A 1,302-nucleotide genomic window follows, 5' to 3' on the forward strand; every position below is an offset into this window, starting at 1 on the left:
TGTACGGGTCACCCACATGGGTTACATAAAAGTTCACTCACATAGGTGACACCTTGAGCGTCACATAGCCCTCAATGGCATCACGCACATCGATCCTACCGAGGACGATTGGACCGAAAATAACATCCCAGAGCCCGTCTCCAACTTGCTCCAGCCCAATGGTCTGGTGCTTCAGTACGTAACCTACGTAGATCCTCAAACCTCGGCGGCTGACGATGCCGCAACCGTCAATTGGCAAGCTCTCGATATGGCTGGGATAAATCATTTCAGGCAGCTTTTCAGGGAATGGGCGCGGCGAAGGTTGATAACAGGACGCCGGCGTTCTTTGTTCCAAGGCTTCGTGCAACCGTTCGTAATTGTAATGCTGCCGAAACCGATCAAAGTGCCGTTGTTGAGCCTCCCATGCCATTGCCGGTGGCGATGGGAGCGTGCTCTTGAGTGTCCGATGCATGCGTTCATGCCGGCCATTCTGCTCAGGTCTGCCAGGTGCGATGCGCTCGGGAATGATGCCCAGACGCAGCCACCAGATCGACAGTTGGGAAAGACCTGCGCGTCCCTTGCTGGCGAACGGTACGCCGTTGTCAGTTCGGATACGCTCAGGCAGCCCATTTTCACGGAATACATCAGTGAATACCGCCTGCGTTTCCAGGAAGTTCGTGTTTGCCATGCTGTGACAGGCAAGCAAGAAGCGACTGGCGTGATCCATGATCGTCAACGGATAGCACCAGACGCCGGCCCCTGTGAGGAACTGGCCCTTGTAGTCTGCACTGAACAGCTGATTGGGCGACTCCGCTTTTTCCAGTGGCTTGGGATAGATGGCCACACGCTGACGTAGACGCCGCGGCTTGATCAGTTCGGCCTTCTTGAGGATGTTGTAGATCGCGGTCTTTGAGGGGGGCGCCTGATCAGGAAAGCGCTCCTGCAACGCTGCCTGAATTTTTTTGGGCCCAGGCACCGTTTCCCCCTGACCGCGCAGTTCCACAATGGCCTCGCGGACCGCGACGGGTACAACCCAGTCCTGGGTCAACCGGCGTCGGCTGCGCTCCTCCAAGCCTGCCGGGCCCTCTTTCTCGTATCGCTCGACCCATTTGTAGCCGGTCTTTCGACTGATCTCGTAGGCCTCACACAGGGCGCTGAAGCTAGGCGGCCCCTGCAGGTAGTCCGCGATGAAAAGCATTTTCAGGTCCATAGGTGTTAGCTCTCGCCACGGCATGGTCAGATCCTCGAAAACCGACCTTGCCAGTTAAAGACTGTTACCTATGTGCGTGAACTGATTTGTAACCCATCTGGGTGAGTCATACC

The 1,302-nt window shown here is 56.4% G+C and carries 1 protein-coding gene; it reads right to left on the reverse strand.

Going from position 1 to position 1,302, the window contains the following annotated elements; all coding sequences use genetic code 11:
• Window positions 1-37: 37 nt before the first annotated feature.
• The gene (locus tag RYH74_RS26245) at window positions 38-1,213 is read right to left on the reverse strand and encodes an integrase core domain-containing protein (protein ID WP_025338036.1); all 1,176 of its coding nucleotides are present in this window, start codon (window positions 1,211-1,213) and stop codon (window positions 38-40) included.
• Window positions 1,214-1,302: the final 89 nt, after the last annotated feature.

It is taken from the genome of Pseudomonas sp. LSJ-87, assembly GCF_032971465.1.
In the GTDB taxonomy this organism is placed as follows: domain Bacteria; phylum Pseudomonadota; class Gammaproteobacteria; order Pseudomonadales; family Pseudomonadaceae; genus Aquipseudomonas; species Aquipseudomonas putida_Z.

Excerpts from the sequence above, each read along its gene's own strand:
- RYH74_RS26245 (WP_025338036.1), bottom strand. The coding sequence starts at position 1,213 with ATGCCGTGGCGAGAGCTAACACCTATGGACCTGAAAATGCTTTTCATC.